The sequence below is a fragment of the Selenomonas sp. WCT3 genome (genome assembly GCA_900100835.1).
In the GTDB taxonomy this organism is placed as follows: Bacteria; Bacillota; Negativicutes; order Selenomonadales; family Selenomonadaceae; genus Selenomonas_A; species Selenomonas_A ruminantium_E.
Map to the genome: position 1 here is coordinate 121,132 of FNCM01000003.1, position 15,124 is coordinate 136,255.

A 15,124-nucleotide genomic window follows, 5' to 3' on the forward strand; every position below is an offset into this window, starting at 1 on the left:
AGCAAAATATTAGCCTGAATCGAGGAGGAATACCTATGGAACGCGAAAAAATCATTCGGGGGATTGAAGCCTTTGACCCCGAACTGTTTGACTTTATACAGATGGAATTGAAGACCCAGCGCTATACGTTGTCGCTTTTACCCAACGAGAATTATGCCTCGCCCTTTTGCTCTTATCTGAAGGGGAGCCTCTTAAGCAATACCTATATGGACTATCACGATGTATTGACCTGCAGCCGCCTGGAGACGCTGGCCATTGAGCGGGCCAAAAAGCTTTTCGGCAGTGAGGCCGCCATCGTGCGCATCAGCAACCTGGTGGCAGCATCCCAGATTGTCTTTCACAGCTTTGTGAAAACTGGGGATACCATTATGTCCTTTAACCTGCGCAAGCAGGAGTATTGCTATACCGATGACATGAAATATGATTTCGTGAAGTACAGCATCGAGCCGGAGACTCAGCATCTCGATTACCGCCATATCGAAGCGCTGGCGCAGGAATGCCGGCCGAAGATGATAATCTTCTCGCCCATAAACTATCCAAAAGATGTCAATTACCGGAAGCTGGCCCAGATTGCCCATGGGGTGGGAGCCGTGCTCTGGGTGGATATGAGTGCGGTGGTGGGCATGGTGGCGGCAAAACTCATGCATTCGCCGGTACCCCATGCAGATGTGGTTACCTTTTATACGCACGACACGCTGCGGGGGCCGCAAAGCGCGGTTATCTTGACCAACAGCGAAAATGTCGACCGGCTAAATGAAATCGCCATCAATACCGGGCATGTATACCTGCAGGAAAATATTTTGGCGGCCCTGTGCATTGCTTTCCGGGAGGCTGAAACCAAAGAATTTGGCAATTACTGTCAGCAGTGTCTAGACAATGCCAACGCCTTGATGAATTCCCTCAAGGAGAATGGGCTCAATATCGTTTATCATGGCACCAACAGCCAATATGTAGCCCCCGAAGTTCATTGTAAGGATCGCGGCGCTTTTTTAGCCCAGGTTAAGCAAGCGGGCTTTATCGTCAAATGTGACAACATCATGACCTTTGATGATAACAAGACGATTCCCGCCCTGCGGCTTTCTAGTCTGATTCCGACGACCCGTGGCATCAAGGAAGAGGAAATGGTGGAAGTGGGACGGTTGCTGACCAAGGCTATTGTTCCGGATATCGACTCCAAACAGATTGCCAAAATCCGTCAGTCCTTGGCGGAAATCGTCTTTACAAAACCCCTTTTCTCAGAGGAATGGTTACCGCGGAAGAATATTGTCAATCCGCTCTACAGTTCCCAGAATATCAACTATTCCCGAGAACTATATGCCGCTAACAAGAAGAGCTTTCTGCGGCATCTCTTTGGTTTTGATGATTAATATCATTGACAGTGTTTTAGGGAAGTAATATAATGTCTATTGTGATATAAATCACAGTAATAATTTCATATTCAGGGAACAGGTGCCATATGATGGCCGAAGAGAAAAGCCGGTAAAAGCCGGCGCGGTCCCGCCGCTGTGAGGGGAGCAAACTTGCAAATAGGTCACTGGATGAAAATCTGGGAAGGCGCAGGTTGGCGATGAACCGAGCCAGAAGAACTGCCTGTCCGAAAAGTCACCGTTTTGACTGGTCGGTTGACATTTGACCGGTCAAGTTACCTGCGAGCGATGGGGAGGGACTTCTGAGTATCTGATTTGGGAAAAAAGAGGTCTTTTGGCGTGTGCCAAAGACCTCTTTTCTAATATATCCAAACAATAGGGGGATTTCATTATGAAAAATTGGAAAAAAGCATTAGCAGTATCGCTGGCTTGCACGGCCGCTTGGGGAATGGCTGCTCCACAGACTGAGGCTGCCTATCAGCTGAATCCGGAGGTCAAGAAACCGACGATGGCGCTGAAGACTGCATCGGAAATCGGTGTGCTCAAAAATGAAAATCCAGAACTCAAAAATCTTGCGGATAAAGATGCGATTGTTGTCATGACCTTTGGTACGACGTTTAAAGATACGCGAGCTAAGACCATCGATGCTACGGTGGATGCCATCAAAGCCGCTCATCCGAACACGAAAGTGGTAACGGCTTACACCTCCCATATCATCATCAACCGTGTCCAGAAAAACGAGGGCATCAAGTTCCCAACGCCGGAAGAGGCTCTGGACCAGCTCAAGGCTGATGGTTACAGCCGTGTAGCGCTGGTTTCTCTCGATGTTATTCCGGGGATGGAATACAATTACGACATGGGCGTATACCAGAACTACAAGAAGGACTTTAAGAAGATGACGCTGGCTACGCCGCTGATGTACTGGCAGGGCCAGGAAGAGCAGGCCGATGATGTAACGGAGACCCTCAAGGCTATGTCTTCCCAGTTCCCGAAACAGGGCAAAAAAGATGCCATCCTGATTATGGCTCATGGTACGCCGAACATCTCCAATGCTTATTATTCCGTTATGCAGGCAAAGCTCGATGAGATGGGCTACAAAAATGTCTATGTTTACACGGTAGAGGGCTGGCCGTCTCTGGAAACGGTTATGCCGAAGCTCAAGAAAAATGGCATCAAACACGTTACGCTGATGCCGATGATGATGGTTGCTGGCGACCATGCCAACAACGATATGGCTGGCGCCGAAGAAGATTCCCATAAATCCATTCTGGAAAAAGCTGGCTACAAAGTCGATGCATATATCCATGGCCTCGGGGAAAACAAAAACATCCGTGACCTTTATGTCGCTCGGGCAAACGAAGCTTGGGATGTACTCGAAGCCAATAAATAATTATTTGGCCGAATATATGACGCGTGCGGTTCTCGCACGCGTTTTTCTTATGTGGAGGGTATCGGAGAAAATCCGCGATTTGCGGACATTTTTCTTGACGATGGGGCATTAAGTCCTTATAATGAATATATAATTTTAATAGCAACGAGCAGCATGGCTGACGGATTCGTGGAATTGACCACAGGCCGTGCTGTTCGGGAAAAAGCCGACCGTCTGGGCACCTTTTTATGGGCTCAGGCTGTCGGCTTTTTTGGTAGGCTGAAGGAGCGATTATTTTGGAGCTGTTGGAGAGAAAAATACAGGAAGAAGGCATTGCTTTGCCGGGCAATGTGCTCAAGGTGGATTCTTTTTTGAATCACCAGATTGACCCGGAACTGTCGCTGGCGATGGGCAGGGAATTTGCCCGTCTGTTCCGCGATGCGGGCATTGACCGGGTGCTTACCGTGGAGGCCTCGGGCATTGCCATCGGGGTCATGGCGGCCCTAGAGCTTGGTGTGCCGCTAGTCTTTGCCCGCAAGAAGAAATCAGTACTCATAAATGAGCCAGTTTATTCTCATGAGGTATTCTCTTTTACGAAAAAGGAAACCTCAGAAATCATCGTATTGCAGAAATATTTGCCTGCTGGTGAAAAAGTGCTCATCATTGATGATTTTCTTGCCAATGGTGAGGCGGCCTTGGGGCTGGCTCAGATTGTGGAGGAGGCTGGTTCGAAGGTTGCCGGCATCGGCATCGCCATTGAAAAGGCATTCCAGCCGGGCCATCAGCGTATACTCGACAAGGGCTATCATTTGGAGGCTCTGGCGAGCATTGCTTCTCTTGACGATGGCAAGATTACCTTTGTGGAAAAGTGAGAATGGAGGACTAATTGTGACGAAGGCGATTCATCCTGTTGACCAGAAACTTCCTTGGGAGCGCACCCTTATCTATGCCGCCCAGCACGTGCTGGCTATGTATGCCGGTGCGGTGGCCGTACCGCTCGTGCTCGCTGGTGCTATCGGGCTTTCGACGGAGCAGCTTATTTATTTAATCAACGCCGACCTCTTTACCTGTGGCATTGCCACGTTGGTGCAGGCCCTTAGCATCAAGGATTTTATCGGCTCCAAACTGCCCATTGTCCAGGGCTGTACCTTCACTGCTGTTACGCCGATGATTATCATCGCCAACACCCATGGGGGTGGCGCCGCTGGTTTGCAGGTGGTTTATGGTTCGGCTATCTTTGCCGGTATTGCCTGCTTTATCATCAGCAATTATTTCAGCAAGATGTTGCGGTTTTTTCCCCCGGTGGTCACGGGCTCGGTCATCACGATTATCGGCCTGTCCCTGCTGCCGGTAGCCGTTAACTGGATTACGGGGCCGAATCCGGCGGCTGCGGATTACTGCAGTCCTGCCAACATCGCCCTGTCGCTGGCGGTGCTCGCCATCATCCTGTTCATCTACCGTACCTGCAAAGGGTTCCTTGGTCATATTTCCGTTCTGCTTGGTCTTGTGATTGGCACGGGCATTGCGGCAGCTTTCGGCATGGTGGATTTTCATGCCGTCAGCGAGGCGGCTATGCTCGGTGTCACGACGCCCTTTGCCTTTGGACTGCCGGTGTTTGAGCCGGTATCCTGCCTCATTATGACGCTGGTCATGCTGGTGACCATGGCCGAGACTACGGGGGATGTCATGGCGGTAAGCTCCATCGTCAAAAAGCCCATGACGGAGAACATGCTCACGAAAGCCCTGCGGGCCGATGGTTTTTCCACGGCTCTGGGAGGGGTGTTTAATACTTTCCCGTATACGGCCTTTGCTCAGAATATCGGCCTTATCAGCATGACGGGCATCCGCAGCCGCTACATTGTGGCCACAAGCGGTGTATTGCTGATGATTCTAGGGCTCTTTCCGAAACTGGCCGCTGTCGTTGCTTGTATCCCGACCATGGTACTTGGTGGTGCTGGTCTTGCTATGTTTGGTATGGTGGCATCGAGTGGTATGCAGGCCCTTTCCCAGGCAGATCTGCAGAAGAAGGGCAACTCCATGGTGGTTGCTATCAGTGTAGCGGTGGCCCTTATCCCCATTGGTGTGCCGTCTTTTTACAGCCACTTTCCTCAGTGGGTACAGCTCATCGGTAACAGTGGCATCACCATTGGCAGCATTATGGCTATCGTGCTCAATGTACTGCTTTGCGAACATAAACCAAAGCAGCAGGAAGAACTGCAGCGGGCAAAACTCAGCCTGCAATAAATCCATGCTGCTTTAGGAGTAGATATTTTGTTACTTCCAATGCGTCCCGTCCGCAGTGGCGCTTTCGATGCGCTGCTTTAGGTCGGCGAAGCGGTAGAAACCGTCGCCATTAGCCTTTAATCCTTTTAATTGCAGGTAAACCCGCTCTGGTGGATGGTTGAGGCTAAGAGCCGTGCGATGGCGAAGCTGTTGGGCGTTGGCATAAACTAGGGACAGGGTGGCGTATTCTTCGCCGTCTTGTCCCTGTCTTTTTTCGATGACGAGTTTGGCACCGATGGGAGTTTTTTCTTCGATGCTGTTGGGCAGTGTATAATCTTCAACGCCCAGTGCTGGCAGGACTTCGGCTAGGTTGACGTCGTGACCGCCAAGGAAGGTGATTTTTCGCTGGTCCTTGGTGAGTTCCTGCTCTATAACCGTGAGCAGCGGAGCGGCCAGGGCTTTGGCGGCGGTTGGGGTCTGAAACAGCGAATTGATGCCAAGTTCCTTCAGGGCGGCGGCGTCTTTCCAATCCTGTTCCGTCAGCCGGTGGCCGAAAGCGGCACGCCAATCGTTTTCTTCTTCGTAGTATTGTAGTGTTATGGCGTCGCTGGCTGGTACAAGTGCGCTCCAAGGCGTGGTAAGGCCGATGCCGCCGTCTTTTAGCGGGGTAATAGTGCCCGTTAGCGGAAGTGGGCCGTGCTTAGCCGCATAGGCTGACCGATCAAAATCCAATAGTTTCATCAGTACTTTGCAGGAACGCTGGCCGCGCTCCTGCAATTTTTTTTCGAGCCCGGCATCCTGAAATTCTTGCCGCACTTGTTGGCGGAAGGCTTCGTTATCGGGCAGGTCTGGCAGAAATACTGGGTCGGCTTCATTTAGCTTTTGATGGTGTTCAACCGTTACGTTTGCCACGGGCAGCAGACCGGTGGCAAAATAATGGGCCGTGGCGATGGTGCGTTGGAAGGAGTTGGCATAGAAGCGTACTTCCTGGGGCTGTGGCTGGGCATTGGGGGGAAGCAGCTGCTCCTGCTCCAGCCATTGCCGGAAATACTGGCCCATCAGCACTTCCAGCTCGCCGCCCCGGGGAGAAAGCTCCCCCGGTTTACACTGCCAGGCAAACCAGTCATGAGGCGTGAGTTTTGCCAGGGCAGAATCGCGGCCGGCAAGTGGGGCCCGGATGTTGTGGCGGCTGAGAATCAGCACTTGTTTTAGCGGATAGTTTTTAACGGCAGCGGCCTGAACCGAAGCTGGCAGCAACAGCAGAAGAAAACCAAGCAGGAGAACGAGAATTTTTTTATGCATAAGTATCGGCGCCTTTCTGAATCGCAATGTCATTTCTGCTTAAATTGTAGCATGGATGGCGCGGTTCGTTCAATTTATCGATGGACAGGATTTTCTTGGATTATGGCGAAATAAAAAGTATATGAGAATATCGATACGACGGCTGGATTTTATCGAATTATAAGGAACGGCATTTATCATAGTCTGTGTTAAAGGTTAATGGATAGATGAGGAGTCTGAAATTGGCGATGAAATGGTTACAGCGTTTTTTACTGTTAGTCGGTGGGACCGCTGGTCTCATCCTGGTCGTATCGGTTATGTACTTTTTGTTGTTCATCTTTGGAAATGTGGATTTTTCCCAGTCCTATCGGAACATAAAGAATTACGAGGGAATTACCTTTACCAATACTTATAAGCATAAAGCCTATAAGCGAACTTTTTGGGGGCTGCAGGAGGTGGCCTATCAGGGAGTATCGGTTGACCGGAGCGAAATCGACCAATCCAGTAGTGCCTATGAATTAGTAAGGCAAAAGGCGGGAGAACACGCCCGGATTACCTGCTGCACCCCTTCGCCGGATGGCAATTATGTCTTGTATGCGGAGGCGATTTCCATAAGCAATGGAGCCTCGACGGATGATGACCATATTTATTACCGGGTGTTAAACCTTCAGGACGGTTCGGTTACGACGATTTACGATGGGGCCTACAAATGTTTCTGGGTGACTTGGCAGTGACAATACATTAAAAATGACCGGTCAACTTGACAGTTCGAATTGTCAAGCTGACCGGTCATTTTGTTAGGCCCGCGTGATTACTGCAGGGCTTCTTTTAAGGTGTTCATGTTTTTGCGCATGGTGGTAAGGTAAGCATCCATAGCGGATTCGTTAGCCTCGCCCGTTACCACTGGGTCAAGGGTGTAGATTTTGGCGCCGGTTTCCCGGGCTATGGTCTTGGCCGCTTCAGGGGAATACTGCGGTTCGGTGAACAGGACTTTTGCGGTAAGCGGTTTTACCTGTTCGATGACTGCCTGCAGTTCCGCCGGCGTCGGTTCCGTGCCCGGTTCCCGTTCGATGACCGTCAGGATGTTCAGGCCGAATTCCTTGGCAAAATAGGGGAAGGCTTCGTGGAAGGTCACGATGTCCTTATGGGGGACGTTGTCGAGGGTTTCATGCATTTCCTTTTTCAGGGCCTCGAGCTTTTGGATGTAGGCATCGGCATTAGCCTGATAAGCGTCAGCATGCTGGGGATCAGCAGCTTTCAGCTGTTCGGCGATGTTTTTGACCTGTTCAATGTTGGCTGTAATGCTAAGCCAGACATGTGGGTTTTCCTCATCACCGTCTTTAAGCAGTTCGATGCCTTTTGACGCGTCAATGACCTTGAGTTTTTTTTGTTCCTTGATGACTTTGTCCAGGAAGTTTTCCATGCCGGCCCCGTTGGCGATGAGGGCATCGGCTTTTTCGAGGGTCTTCATGTCTTCCGTGGTCAGCTGATAATCATGCAGGCAGCCAGTTTGGGGCTTGGTCATATTGGTGACGGTGATTCCGTCAATTCCCTTGGTGATGTTGATGGCGTCGATGTACATAGGATAGAACGTAGTGACAATATGGAAGGTGCCGTCTTTGCCCGTGGTATTTGACGACGATTGATTGCTCCCCGCGCCACAGCCGGTGAGCATCAGGCAGAAGGCGACGAGCAGGCAGAGAAATGAAGTTTTGCATTTCAAAATAAGGACCTCCTAAAGAAAAAAGTAAATAGGAATATTACTATTTACGATTATAACACGTAAATAAAAAATGACAAGAGCTTTTGATAATTTTTATCATTGCTCTTGTCGTTGACTTGTCAATTTTTCGGTTTTTTTTGTTGACACTTTTGACAGAGTCCGTAGAACTCAAAGATGTGTCCGGTAATCTGAAACCCCTTTTTCGCGGCTTCCTGCTCGTAGGCTTCCGTCATCGGGCAGACGTCAATGCATTCGGTATGGCCACACTCGGTGCAGACCAGGTGATGATGGTGATGGGCATCACTAGTCAGTTCATAGACGTTGCCGGAGCTGCGGAAAATCTCGTGGACGATGTCTAGTTCCGTCAGCAGGGAAAGATTGCGATAGATGGTGTCAAGGGATACATCTGGCTGATGTTTGTGAACCTCTTCGCAGATTTGCTGTGCCGTAGGGAAGGGCGGACAGTTGGCAAAGGCCTGCAGGACGGCCCGCCGCTGTGGCGTTATCTTATAGCCTTTGACGCGAAGCCGGTCAAGAGGCGTCTGTTTTTTCGTCATAGAATGTCACCTCGATTGTCATGCTGCTATTCGTTATTATAACGTCATTATTCCTGATTGGCCAGAAAAACTATTATTTTCAGGTTTATTGCCAGAAGCAAGTTTTTTATTGCTCCGGTGTGTAAAGCTTTAGGGGAAACATAGAAAGAAGATATATGGTAGACTAAAAAAGAAAGGTGGTGAGAGAATGCTTTATTGTGCGGAGTATCAATCGCCAGTAGGAGAAATGTATATGCTGGGGGATGGCCGCTCTTTGACAGAATTGGATTTTGTGGAGGTGGAAGGGAAACGCTTGACGGTAGGGCCGGAGGTAAAGTTTGATGCGGCGCTGCCAGTTTTCGATTCTGTGCGGCGATGGCTTGACGGCTATTTTCAAGGCAGCTGCCCGGATTTTATGCCGCCTCTGTTCCTGTCGGGAACACCATTCCAGCGTGTGGTATGGGATATTCTGAGCCGCATTCCGTATGGAACAACGGTGAGTTATGGGGATATTGCGGCAGAGGTCGCGAATAGGTTAGGAAAAAAACGAATGTCAGCACAGGCTGTAGGCGGTGCGGTAGGCCATAATCCCATTGCCATCATTGTGCCCTGTCATCGCGTGGTGGGAAGTGATGGCAGTCTTACGGGATATGCGGGCGGTTTGTGGCGGAAAAAGTATTTATTGGAATTAGAAGGAAAGCGGTAAGGAAGGAACTGCCTTGGCTGTTGGCGAATCTATAAGGCGACAGATAGATGGATTAGAAAGGAGCAGCGTATGGAGTGCAAGATTTTGGATGATACGAGTATACTGGTGCGCCTGGACCCTGATGATGAGATTTGTGCCGCTCTTAGGCAGGTGGCACAGCAGGAGCGGATCGAGCTGGCCAAGGTTCAGGGGCTTGGGGCTGTGAAGCGGGTGGTTATGGGCGTGTATAATGTCACGACCCAGCAGTACAAAGCCAATACCGTGGAAGGTGTCTTTGAAATGCTGTCACTTACCGGAACGCTTGATACGATGAACGATGAGCCATACAGCCATTTGCATATCGTCATTGGGGATGAGCAGGGACATGCCTATGGAGGTCATCTTAATGAGGCGGTGGTAAGTGCCACGGCCGAAATCGTACTGACGATGCTGCCGGGGAAGATAGACCGGAAGAAGAGTGCGCAGACTGGGCTGAATGTCTGGAAATTCTAAGACGCACTAAGGCGCTTGGCTGGAGAGAATAAGCGGAGATAATTAAAATAACGGGCCAGTGATAGCTTTTCGACAGAAAGGAAGAGTAAAAATTGATGACCAGAACGAAAAAAATCTTTTGGATGGCTGTAATTGGTTTGGCTATGTTGTTTTCCATGGAAAATATATTTGCCGGCCAGCTGGAGGCAAGGGAGGCGTCACCGGAATGGGTGCATACCCTTCCTGCGGCGAAGCAGGCTGCGCAGCTTTTGGTGGTGGCTGGTGTTGGGGAGACTACGGCTTGGGTCTCGTTGCATGAAAAGGATGACAGGGGAACGTGGCAGCAGGTTATGACTACCCCAGGCTATATTGGCAAAAGGGGGTTGGGCAAGGTGAAGGAAGGTGATGCTAAGACGCCGGTGGGAACCTTCCATTTTACGAAGGCATTTGGCATTGCCCCGGACCCGGGCAGTGTCATCCCCTATACCCAGGTGGATAAAAATATGTATTGGTCAGGGGATGTGCGGCCAGGGATGAAATACAACGAGATGGTAGACATCCGGAAATACCCGCGACTGAATAAAGCTGCCAGTGAACATATCATAGATTATACGGTTCACTATGTTTATTGCCTCAATATCAGCTACAATGAGGCCGGTATCCCTGGGAAGGGGTCGGCCATTTTCTTGCACTGTATGGGACCCAATAAGCCGTATACTGGTGGCTGTGTGGCCATTCCGCAGGATAAGATGCGCTTGGTAATGCAGACGGTGCGGCCGGATTGTGTGGTCGTTATCGATTCCTTGAAAAATCTTTCGCCGGCTGCGGCTGCAGATTGGGGGATATGATGAAAACAGGGAAAAGGTCCAGGGGGTGGAAAAACTTGCTGGCCGCAGGTTTTTTTCTGCTGATGGTATTGGGCGGGGCCGGGTACTTAGTCGGTAGTGGTTTTGTGGATTATGCCCTGTGCCGGAAAAATCCGGCGGATGCTACGTCGATACCGGAGGCGGCTGCCAAGATTGTGGAGCCGGGACTCGATGCGCCAGCCAAGCCTACGGTAGAAAATGAAATCTGGACAATCGTTTCTTCGGATGGACTTAAACTCACGGCTACGCACTTTTCGCCGGCAAAGCCTAGCAATCGTTGGGTGATTTTGGTACATGGTTATGGCCGCAACCAAAGTTTTGTGTGGGATTATGCTTCTGAATATTTAAAGCGCGGCTATCATGTCTTGACGCCGGATTTACGGGCGGCAGGGCTGAGCGAGGGGAAATACTTTACCATGGGTGTAAAGGAAAGCGATGATATTGTTCATTGGGCCAGGGAAATCGCGACGCGTGAGGATAAGGCCCAAATTGCGCTGCATGGGATTTCCATGGGGGCGGCCACGGTGATGATGGCAACGGCTAAACACCCGCCACAGGTGGTGGCTGCTATCGAGGATTGCGGGTATACGAGTGCCTATGCAATGTTTACGGGACAGCTAAAGAAATTGTTTGGCTTGCCGGAATTTCCGGTGATGAACTGTGTGGATGTTGTCAGCCGGATGAAAACAGGTGCGGCCGTTTCGGAGGCAGCACCGCTGCGCAGTGTTGCCCGCACCGAGGTGCCGATGTTGTTTATCCATGGGGAGGCGGATAAATTGGTCCCTGTCAGTATGATGGAAGAATTGTATGAATCCTCTGCGGCACCAGTCAAGGAAAAAGTGGTGATAGCAGGAGCAGGACATGCGGATGCGAAAAATACGGTTCCTAAGGAATATTATCGGAGGGTTTTTGACTTTTTAGCGTCCTATATGGATTAAAAGGATAGGCCAATTTATCAAAAATAGCAGGAAATGAAGAAAAAAGAAAGAAGTATATGGGCAGAGATGATACGTATCGAATAATGAATCAGCTTTAGAAAAGGGAGGAAATTGGATGAGATTAAGACTTAGCAAAGTAATCAGTGGTTTATTTATTGCTGCGAGTTTGACGGTTCCTTTGATGGCGGCCCCCATTGCCAGTGCTGGATCAGTGCCAGCGGCCACTGAAGCAATGGGGACAAAGGTGAATCCGGCGGATAGTTCGGGATTTGTGGAGTTATCTGAAGCGGTGCCGGATGTCATTTTGGAGCCGCGTTATTATTCCACTTATAATTTTGTGGGGGACCGTATTGCCGGGTATCAAGTGCCACGTATCTTCATGACGAAGGAGGCTGCCGATGCACTTAAAGAGGTTTCGGATGATGTGAAGAAACAGGGATACCGGCTGAAAATTTATGATGCCTACCGGCCACAGATGGCTGTAGACAATTTTGTGGCCTGGGCCGAGAATCTTGGGGACAAGCGCATGAAAGAGTATTTTTATCCGCAGGTGGATAAAACGAGACTTTTTGCCGATGGCTATATTGATGCTAAGTCGGGACATAGCCGTGGTTCTACAGTAGATTTGACCCTTTTCAATATGCAGACAGGTAAAGATGTGGATATGGGCGCAACCTTTGATCATTTCGGCATCGAGAGTCACCCGGATTGGTGTGGAAACCCTGAGACAGGTAAGTACACGGGAAAATATAAGGGGAATAAAAAGCCAAAAGATGGGAAAATCAATGAGGTGCAGTTCAAGAATCGCATGATTTTGCGCGAGGCAATGTTGCGGCATGGCTTTAAAGCATTGGATACGGAATGGTGGCATTTTACGCTGAAAAATGAGCCTTATCCAAATACATATTTTACGTTCCCCATTCAGAAAAATATGTAAGGAATCCCTGCAATAATTATGGCGGCAGCTGTTGCTGGGAAATTCAATAAGATTTCAGATATTAGGTGAAGAAAAAAGCAGGGCTGAAAATGCCCTGCTTTTCCTCAATCTGAATAGGGGGGAACATCATAGGCAGAGCGAGGATTGTCTGACGCTGAATATCTGCAGCCCCGCGGAGAGGATGGCGGAGAAAAAGCGTTCCGATGCGGGCTAATTGTGGATAAACTGACGGAGGTCAAATGCCTGCTGGAGCTTTTGGAAAAATGAAGGATGGATATCTATTAAGGAGGCGGATTGCTATGAAAAAATCGGCAATATGGTTGATGGTAATGATGTTGTTGTGTTTGATGACCGGCACGGTTTGGGCAGCTGATGCGGACAAAACAGCGAAGGAGCAGGTGAAAATCACGAAGGCACGGGCGGAAATCGATGAACTGTCCACGAAAGCTCTGGCGAATCTTTATGCTAAGATTCCCACCGCTGAAAAGGTTATCCATGATTGCTATGCCTACGCAACGTTGAGCAATACGGGCATGAAGCTTGGCTGGCTGGGGGATGCCCACGGCAGAGGCGTGGCGATAAACAAGGCCACCAAGGAAAAGGTCTATATGCGCATGAAGGAAATGGGGCTCGGCTTGGGATTAGGAATAAAAGAATACGACCTGATTTTCGTCATAGGTACGGAAGATGCTTGGAAATCCTTTATTTCTGGTAAGGTGAAATTTGCTACTTCGGCGGATGCTGCTGCCAAAGATGGGAAAAAAGGTGCTTCGGTGGATGGTGCTTCCATTGCTGGAGATGGTATTTGGGTTTATCAGATTACGAAAAAGGGCTTAGCCTTGGAAGCTTCCATCAAGGGAACAAAGATTTTCCCGGATAAAAAATTGAATGAACCAAAAAAGGAGGCGGAAGGCAGTGCTGATGCTGCTACAGAAAAAGAACTTAAGGAAAAAGGTAAATAACACGATATTATATAAAGAATAAACTAAAAATAAAGAAAACACTTTACTATATAGGTGGTTACGATGAAAAAAATCAATTCGCTTTGTTTGATGATTACTTTGGGGTTGTTAGCAGAAGGACAGGTCATGGCGGCCCCAGACTGGAATCGGGGGATGGATGCCGGGGCACAGATGGAACGGGACCGCCGGGACATGGAACGAGAACAGGTTCGGGAACAAATTGCCGAGGATGAGGCGGCCAAGAAAAATAAGGTGGAGACAGCGGAAGTTTCTCCTGCCGATGATACTGACGCAAAACTCCATTTTGAATTGAAGCAGGTTACTTGGAACCCGTCGGAAATCTTGACGGCAGAAGCGATTCATGCTGTGGTGGATGGTTATGTAGGGCGGCAGATTACCCTGAAGGATTTGCGGGAAATGGCCAACCGTATTACGGAGCTTTATAAGGAAAGGGGCTATATGACCTGTGGGGCGGTGCTGCCTCCCCAGCGAATTCATGATGGGGTGGTGGAGATTCGCCTTATCGAAGGGAAGACGGGAGAAATCACTATCCAAGGGAATCGTTATACCAAGGACAAATACATCACAGACCGGCTGGGGTTGAAGCCGGGAGAAATTGCCAATATTGATAAACTGAATCGCAGCCTGCGTTGGTTTCACGGCACCAATGATTTGCAGCTCCGGGTAATACTGAAGCCGGGCACCAATGAAAATACTACGGATTATGAAATCATAGCCTTTGAGCCTAAGAATGATTCGGTTACGCTCTACATCGATAATGATGGCTATAAAAGCAACGGCCGCTGGCGGGAAGGCTTATTTTACAACATGAGGAGCTTGTCAAAATATCGGGATGCCCTGCGAAGCAGTTTCCTTCGCAGCCAAGGTACGAAAGCTTGGTCTTTGGGGTACAGCGTGCCGGTTTCTTCTACAGGTATGCGGCTGGATGTTAATTATGCCGGCAATAGTACAAAAGTGACGAATGGAGAGCTGAAGAAGTTAGGCGTTGAAGGGAAGTCTAGTTCTTTTTCACTAACTTGGCGTGTGCCTTTCCGTATGACGGAGCATTCCCGTCATGAAACAGGCTTGCAGTATGTTTATCAAAAGGCCGAAACGGAATTGGGGCATGGCACAGGTTTGGTAGTGCCTTGGCTGGAGGACAGGATACAGCGGATAAGTCCATATGTTTCTTTCACGCATTATGGGAATTCCGCCGTGCTTTACCACAAGCACTCCTTCGTCCAGGCAAAGCGAAAGGATATCGATGGGGGCTCGGATACCGCCAGGCTTTACCGCCTGAGTTCCTTCTGGCAGAAACGCTGCAAGGATGGACAGTTCTGGCAGGGGCGGCTGGATGGTCAGTGGGCATCGAATAGCTACCTGGCTTCCTCAGACCGCATCTTCCTGGGCGGTGTTAACAGTGTCCGGGGGTATGAAGAAGGCTTTATCGGCGGGGAGCGAGGCCTATCGGCAGGAATTGAATACCACATTCCCTTAGACAAGGAAAGACGGTTTTTCGCCTTCCCGTTCTTTGATTGGGGAACCGTGGCCGGGGATACAGCACCAGAGCATCATACTTTGATGAGCATGGGATGGGGGCTGACAGCGAGGTACAAGAATATATACAGCAGCTTAACGATGGGTTTCCCGTTAAAAAAGGACTTTTATGATAACCATTTGAGCAGCACAAGAGTGGATTTCAGCTTGTCGGCTACCTTCTAAGTCATGTACGGAGCCTGGGTTGT

At 49.6% G+C, this 15,124-nt stretch carries 15 protein-coding genes and 2 riboswitches; of the genes, 12 read left to right on the forward strand and 3 right to left on the reverse strand.

Features of this window, described 5'->3' with window-relative positions; translation table 11 throughout:
- The first annotated feature begins 35 nt into the window (after positions 1–35).
- From BLQ36_RS03790 to BLQ36_RS03805, 4 genes are all read left to right on the forward strand, one after another.
- Entirely contained in the window at positions 36–1,367 is a 1,332-nt protein-coding gene (locus BLQ36_RS03790) for a hypothetical protein (RefSeq protein ID WP_074514054.1), read from the forward strand.
- A 63-nt stretch (positions 1,368–1,430) separates the two neighbouring features.
- Positions 1,431–1,609: riboswitch (cobalamin riboswitch) on the forward strand.
- A 149-nt stretch (positions 1,610–1,758) separates the two neighbouring features.
- Positions 1,759–2,757 (forward strand): sirohydrochlorin cobaltochelatase, encoded by a 999-nt coding sequence (locus BLQ36_RS03795; protein ID WP_074514055.1) that lies wholly within the window; start codon positions 1,759–1,761, stop codon positions 2,755–2,757.
- Positions 2,758–2,900: 143 nt separating this feature from the next.
- A riboswitch (ZMP/ZTP riboswitch) is annotated at positions 2,901–2,983 on the forward strand.
- A 49-nt stretch (positions 2,984–3,032) separates the two neighbouring features.
- A complete protein-coding gene (locus tag BLQ36_RS03800; protein ID WP_074514056.1) occupies positions 3,033–3,608 on the forward strand; it encodes a xanthine phosphoribosyltransferase in 576 nt (191 codons plus the stop codon).
- A gap of 16 nt (positions 3,609–3,624) precedes the next feature.
- A complete protein-coding gene (locus BLQ36_RS03805; protein ID WP_412582322.1) occupies positions 3,625–4,980 on the forward strand; it encodes a nucleobase:cation symporter-2 family protein in 1,356 nt (451 codons plus the stop codon).
- A gap of 30 nt (positions 4,981–5,010) precedes the next feature.
- Here the strand turns inward: BLQ36_RS03805 and BLQ36_RS03810 are convergent, their stop codons facing one another.
- Positions 5,011–6,261 (reverse strand): histidine-type phosphatase, encoded by a 1,251-nt coding sequence (locus BLQ36_RS03810; protein WP_074514058.1) that lies wholly within the window; start codon positions 6,259–6,261, stop codon positions 5,011–5,013.
- Between the two features lie 227 nt (positions 6,262–6,488).
- Between BLQ36_RS03810 and BLQ36_RS03815 the strand changes: the two genes are divergently transcribed.
- Positions 6,489–6,974, forward strand: a complete 486-nt coding sequence (locus tag BLQ36_RS03815; RefSeq protein ID WP_074514059.1) for a hypothetical protein — start codon at positions 6,489–6,491, stop codon at positions 6,972–6,974.
- A 77-nt stretch (positions 6,975–7,051) separates the two neighbouring features.
- Here BLQ36_RS03815 and BLQ36_RS03820 read toward each other — a convergent pair whose 3' ends face one another.
- Entirely contained in the window at positions 7,052–7,915 is an 864-nt protein-coding gene (locus BLQ36_RS03820; RefSeq protein ID WP_081342220.1) for a metal ABC transporter substrate-binding protein, read from the reverse strand.
- A 167-nt stretch (positions 7,916–8,082) separates the two neighbouring features.
- The gene (locus BLQ36_RS03825) at positions 8,083–8,520 is read right to left on the reverse strand and encodes a Fur family transcriptional regulator (RefSeq protein WP_074514061.1); all 438 of its coding nucleotides are present in this window, start codon (positions 8,518–8,520) and stop codon (positions 8,083–8,085) included.
- A 187-nt stretch (positions 8,521–8,707) separates the two neighbouring features.
- Here BLQ36_RS03825 and BLQ36_RS03830 point away from each other — a divergent pair, with 187 nt between their 5' ends.
- The 7 genes from BLQ36_RS03830 to BLQ36_RS03860 all read left to right on the forward strand — a co-directional run bounded on the left by BLQ36_RS03830 (position 8,708) and on the right by BLQ36_RS03860 (position 15,101).
- Entirely contained in the window at positions 8,708–9,205 is a 498-nt protein-coding gene (locus tag BLQ36_RS03830) for a methylated-DNA--[protein]-cysteine S-methyltransferase (protein WP_074514062.1), read from the forward strand.
- 69 nt (positions 9,206–9,274) lie between these two features.
- Complete coding sequence (locus tag BLQ36_RS03835) at positions 9,275–9,697, forward strand: PPC domain-containing DNA-binding protein (RefSeq protein ID WP_074514063.1); 423 nt, start codon at positions 9,275–9,277, stop codon at positions 9,695–9,697.
- 95 nt (positions 9,698–9,792) lie between these two features.
- The gene (locus tag BLQ36_RS03840; protein ID WP_074514064.1) at positions 9,793–10,524 is read left to right on the forward strand and encodes a L,D-transpeptidase family protein; all 732 of its coding nucleotides are present in this window, start codon (positions 9,793–9,795) and stop codon (positions 10,522–10,524) included.
- Between the two features lie 35 nt (positions 10,525–10,559).
- The gene (locus BLQ36_RS03845) at positions 10,560–11,480 is read left to right on the forward strand and encodes an alpha/beta hydrolase (RefSeq protein ID WP_180364826.1); all 921 of its coding nucleotides are present in this window, start codon (positions 10,560–10,562) and stop codon (positions 11,478–11,480) included.
- 115 nt (positions 11,481–11,595) lie between these two features.
- On the forward strand, positions 11,596–12,417 hold the full coding sequence (locus tag BLQ36_RS03850; RefSeq protein ID WP_074514066.1) for a M15 family metallopeptidase: 822 nt from the start codon (positions 11,596–11,598) through the stop codon (positions 12,415–12,417).
- 299 nt (positions 12,418–12,716) lie between these two features.
- Positions 12,717–13,379, forward strand: coding sequence for a YSC84-related protein (locus BLQ36_RS03855; RefSeq protein ID WP_074514067.1), 663 nt, complete (start codon positions 12,717–12,719; stop codon positions 13,377–13,379).
- Between the two features lie 63 nt (positions 13,380–13,442).
- Entirely contained in the window at positions 13,443–15,101 is a 1,659-nt protein-coding gene (locus BLQ36_RS03860; protein WP_074514068.1) for a ShlB/FhaC/HecB family hemolysin secretion/activation protein, read from the forward strand.
- Positions 15,102–15,124 lie beyond the last annotated feature (23 nt).

Coding starts and splice junctions, on each gene's coding strand:
- BLQ36_RS03790 (WP_074514054.1), top strand. CDS start 36: ATGGAACGCGAAAAAATCATTCGGGGGATTGAAGCCTTTGACCCCGAA.
- BLQ36_RS03795 (WP_074514055.1), top strand. CDS start 1,759: ATGAAAAATTGGAAAAAAGCATTAGCAGTATCGCTGGCTTGCACGGCC.
- BLQ36_RS03810 (WP_074514058.1), bottom strand. CDS start 6,261: ATGCATAAAAAAATTCTCGTTCTCCTGCTTGGTTTTCTTCTGCTGTTG.
- BLQ36_RS03815 (WP_074514059.1), top strand. CDS start 6,489: ATGAAATGGTTACAGCGTTTTTTACTGTTAGTCGGTGGGACCGCTGGT.
- BLQ36_RS03820 (WP_081342220.1), bottom strand. CDS start 7,915: ATGCTCACCGGCTGTGGCGCGGGGAGCAATCAATCGTCGTCAAATACC.
- BLQ36_RS03825 (WP_074514061.1), bottom strand. CDS start 8,520: ATGACGAAAAAACAGACGCCTCTTGACCGGCTTCGCGTCAAAGGCTAT.
- BLQ36_RS03830 (WP_074514062.1), top strand. CDS start 8,708: ATGCTTTATTGTGCGGAGTATCAATCGCCAGTAGGAGAAATGTATATG.
- BLQ36_RS03835 (WP_074514063.1), top strand. CDS start 9,275: ATGGAGTGCAAGATTTTGGATGATACGAGTATACTGGTGCGCCTGGAC.
- BLQ36_RS03840 (WP_074514064.1), top strand. CDS start 9,793: ATGACCAGAACGAAAAAAATCTTTTGGATGGCTGTAATTGGTTTGGCT.
- BLQ36_RS03850 (WP_074514066.1), top strand. CDS start 11,596: ATGAGATTAAGACTTAGCAAAGTAATCAGTGGTTTATTTATTGCTGCG.
- BLQ36_RS03855 (WP_074514067.1), top strand. CDS start 12,717: ATGAAAAAATCGGCAATATGGTTGATGGTAATGATGTTGTTGTGTTTG.
- BLQ36_RS03860 (WP_074514068.1), top strand. CDS start 13,443: ATGAAAAAAATCAATTCGCTTTGTTTGATGATTACTTTGGGGTTGTTA.